At 75.7% G+C, this 3,868-nt stretch carries 4 protein-coding genes; 1 reads left to right on the top strand and 3 read right to left on the bottom strand.

The features are described 5' to 3' along the window. Positions 1 to 7: 7 nt before the first annotated feature. Both FV230_RS25610 and FV230_RS25605 read right to left on the bottom strand, forming a co-directional pair. Positions 8 to 910 (bottom strand): EamA family transporter, encoded by a 903-nt coding sequence (locus tag FV230_RS25610; RefSeq protein ID WP_147844393.1) that lies wholly within the window; start codon positions 908 to 910, stop codon positions 8 to 10. Between the two features lie 222 nt (positions 911 to 1,132). Next, positions 1,133 to 2,026, bottom strand: coding sequence for a LysR family transcriptional regulator (locus FV230_RS25605; protein WP_147844392.1), 894 nt, complete (start codon positions 2,024 to 2,026; stop codon positions 1,133 to 1,135). A 106-nt stretch (positions 2,027 to 2,132) separates the two neighbouring features. Between FV230_RS25605 and FV230_RS25600 the strand changes: the two genes are divergently transcribed. Continuing rightward, positions 2,133 to 3,035: a DMT family transporter gene (locus tag FV230_RS25600; protein WP_147844391.1), complete on the top strand. Its 903-nt coding sequence runs from the start codon at positions 2,133 to 2,135 to the stop codon at positions 3,033 to 3,035. Positions 3,036 to 3,186: 151 nt separating this feature from the next. On the opposite strand, the gene FV230_RS25595 is transcribed toward FV230_RS25600, so the two are convergent. After that, a partial coding sequence (locus FV230_RS25595) for an HD domain-containing phosphohydrolase (RefSeq protein ID WP_147729832.1) occupies positions 3,187 to 3,868 on the bottom strand: 682 nt, incomplete at its 5' end.

Below are 3,868 nucleotides of genomic sequence, written 5' to 3'. Positions count from 1 at the left end.
CTCCCGCTCACGCCCCGCGGCGCGAGGCCCGCAGCGCGACGAGCGCCCCGGCGACGATGAGCGCGCAGGCGAGGCCGAGCACCGGGGTCGCGGCGGCGTAGCCCGCGGCGACGAGGATCAGCGTCGAGAGCACCGGCGCGGCGTAGGCCGCGACGCCGAGCAGGCGGATGTCGCCGCGCTTGCAGCCAATGTCCCACAGGTAGAACGCCGCCCCGACCGGGCCGAGGCTGAGGGCCGCGACGGCGCCCCATTGCAGCGCGCCCGCCGGCCACGCCGTCACCTCCCAGGCGCGGTGGCAGGCGAGGCTGAGCGCGGCGGTGGCGAGGCAGAAGCCGGCGACCGCATCCGTCGGCACCGCGCCGACCCGGCGCGACAGCACCGAGTAGCCCGCCCAGACGAAGGCCGCGGCGAGCGAGGCCGCATAGCCCGGCAAGGCCGCGTCCGAGAGGAAGCCCGCAGCGCCGCCGCGAAGGTCGCCGCGGCCGAGGAACAGCGCCACCACGCCGGCGAGCCCGAGCACCGCGCCGAGGAGGTGGCCGGGCCGCAGCCCGCCGGCGCCGGGGAGCCGCGCCGAGAACAGCACGATCAGCAGCGGCCAGAGATAGTTGATCAGCCCGGCCTCGGCCGGCGGCGCCAGCCGCAGGGCGGCGAAGTACAGGGCGTGGTAGCCGAACAGCCCGCCGACCCCGAGCGCCCAGACCGGCCAGGGCTGGCGCAGGGACGCGAGGCCGGCGGCGATCCCGCCCCGGCGCGACAGCCAGCTCGCGCAGCCGACGAGGCCGCCGAGGGCGAACGTCATCGCCGCGAGCTGGAACGGCGGCACCGCCCCCGACGCCGCGGTGAACAGCGCCAGCAGCGACCACAGCAGGATCGCGCCGCAGCCGAGGAGGGTGGCGGAGGAGGAGGAGATCGCGCGAGACCCGTGATCGCGGAAGGGATTCCCCCCTCCCACGGACCCGCGGGCGAGGGCAACGGGGTTTTGGCGCGGGGCAGGCCCGGGCTGACCACGTTTTCGGGCCACGCGTCTCCCTCCCCCCTCTGCGGGGGAGGGTGGCCCGCGAAGCGGGTCGGGAGAGGGGAGCGACGATGCCAGATAACGCGCTCCCCTCTCTCGGGGAAGCGCCGGCATCCCTCACCCCGCCGCGAAGCCGTCCGCGTCGCGCGCCGCGTGCAGGAAGCCGATCAGGCGTTCCGCCAGGAGGCCCGGCGGCTTCGCCGGGCGGATCAGCAGGGTCGCGATCGGCAGGCGGGGGCGGAAGGGGCGCAGCACGATTGGCAGGGCGAGGTCGCGGGCGGCGACCGGGTCGACGATGGCCAGCCCCAGACCCTCGGCGACGAGGCCGCAGCGGGCGGCGGTGTACTGCGCCGTCGGGCCGAAGCGCGGCGCGAGGCCGGCGTCGCGGAATGCCGCCTCCACCGCCTGCTGGAAGTCGCCGGGCGCGCCGGCGATCAGCGGCACGTCGGCGAGGTCCTGGACCGTGATCGCGCGCCCGCCCGCCAGCGGATGGCGCCGGGGCAGGGCGCAGACCGCGTCGACCGTCAGGAACGGCTCGGCGATCACCCCCGCATGGCCGGAGCGCGGGCGCACCAGGCCGAGATCGCACTGGCCGGAGGCGGCCCAGGACCAGATCGTGTCCGGCGCTGGCACGTGCACCGCCACCTGGGCTTCGGGATGCGCCGCCCGGAGGCGGCCGATCGCCCGCGGCAGCAGGCGGGCGACGAGCGACGGCTGGCAGGCGATGCGCAGCGGCCCGGTGCCCATCTCGCGGATGCGGCGGGCGGCCTCGCGCAGGTGGTCGAGCCCGGCATAGGTGCGCTCCACCTCGCGGGCGAAGGCCTCGCCCTTCGCGGTCGGCACCGCGCTGCCGTGCCCGCGCAGGAACAGCGGGAAGCCGAGGTCGCGCTCGAGCTGCGCGACCGCGCGGCTCACGTGCGGCTGTCCGATGCCGAGCGCCTCGGCCGCCCGCGTCATGCCGCCATGGCGCAGCACCGCGCGGAACAGGTCGAGATGGGCGGGGTTCATCATGCCCGATCCGCATGAGAAGCGAGGTTTTGGGCATTTGACGGCATGGGCCGGGGGTGGTTGTCAAGGCGCGGGCGCAGCCGGAGCGGCCGGCGGGACGGCGAACGCGATGCGAACGATCCTCAAACCGACGAATTCGACATCGACGATCCCGGCCCGGGCGACTCATGCGGGCTGGGGCAGCGGGCTCCTCGGCATCCTCATCTTCAGCGCCTCGCTGCCGGCGACGCGGGTGGCGGTGGCCGGCTTCGCGCCGCTGTTCCTCACCGCGGCCCGCGCCGCGATCGCGGGGCTGCTCGGGGCGGGGCTGCTGCTGGCGTTGCGCGCGCCGCGGCCGCTGCGGCGCGACCTCGGCCCGCTGGCGATCGTCGGGCTCGGCGTGGTGATCGGGTTCCCGCTGCTCACCGCGCTGGCGCTCCGGCACGTCACGGCGGCCCATTCCATCGTCTTCCTCGGCCTGCTGCCGCTGGCGACGGCCGTGTTCGGCGTGCTGCGCGGCGGCGAGCGGCCCAGGCCCGCCTTCTGGCTGTTCTCCGGCCTCGGCGGCCTCGTGGTCGCGGGCTTCGCCCTGGCGCAGGGCGGGGCCGGGTCGCTCGCCGGCGACCTGTCGATGCTGGCCGCGATCCTGCTCTGCGGCCTCGGCTACGCCGAGGGGGCCGCGCTGTCGCGCCGGCTCGGCGGCTGGCAGGTCATTTCCTGGGCGCTGGTGCTGTCGCTGCCCGTCACCCTCGCGCTGGCGCTCGCGACCCTGCCGGAGGCGTGGGACGTCGGCTGGCCGGCCTGGGCGGCGCTCGCCTACGTCTCGGTGTTCAGCATGCTCGTCGGCTTCGTGTTCTGGTATCGCGGGCTGGCGCTCGGCGGCATCGCCGGCGTCGGCCAGCTCCAGCTGCTGCAGCCGTTCCTCGGCCTGGCGCTGGCCGGCCTCCTGCTGCACGAGCCCGTGGCGCCGAGCATGCTGCTCGCCACCGCCGTGGTCGTCCTGTGCGTGGCCGGGGCCAAGCGTCATGCCTGACGTTGTCCGTCGGGCGATCGCGCGGGCTCACGCCGCCTGTCGCGCGACCGGACGCGGCGCGAGGCCTTCCCTCGCCGGCCCAATGCACTCATGCATGGTGCAGGTCGAGCCGACGCGATCCGCGTCGATCGGTTCGCCCGGGGCAGAGACGTCAGGCGGCGCTCGCGCTGGCGATGGTGCTGCCGACGGCTTCCGCGATCGGCTTGAAGGCGTTGACGAGATCCGGGTCGACCTTGCCGGTCATGCCGCGGAGGAGGTCGTAGGCGGCCTCGCCCGAGAGCGGGCGCTTGTAGGGCCGCCGCTCGATCAGCGCCCCGTAGATGTCGCAGACCGTGATCAGGCGCACGAGGTCGGGGATCTGCCGCGCGGTCAGCCCGTCCGGATAGCCCGAGCCGTCGAGCGCCTCGTGGTGGGAGCGCACCACCGCGAGCATCGCCGCCGGGTAGTCCTGGCCCTGCAGCATCTCGATGCCCAGCACCGGATGGGTCCGCATCACCGCCATCTCGGCCTCGTCGAGCCGGGCCGGCTTGTTGAGGATCGCCAGCGGGATGCGGGCCTTGCCGAGGTCGTGCAGCAGCGCGGCCTGGGTCAGGTCGCGGCAATCCTGCGTGCGCAGGCCGAGCTGCCGGGCGAAGCCCGCCGCGAGGCCGGCCACCAGCAGGCAGTGCTGGTGCGTCGCGTCGTCGAAGCGCCAGACCACGTCGAGCCAGCCGCGGATGTCGGCCTTGTTGAGGGCGCCGACCACGAGGTCCGCGCCCGCCGCCGCCATCGCCGGGGCCGGGGCGCGGCCGGCGCGGCCGAGGTCGAAGATCCGCGTCAGCGCGGTGTCGGCC

Origin of the sequence: Methylobacterium sp. WL6, assembly GCF_008040095.1 — a bacterium.
GTDB lineage: Bacteria > Pseudomonadota > Alphaproteobacteria > Rhizobiales > Beijerinckiaceae > Methylobacterium.
Note: the sequence above shows the minus strand (reverse complement) of the source record. Positions and strands in the feature narration are given on the sequence as shown.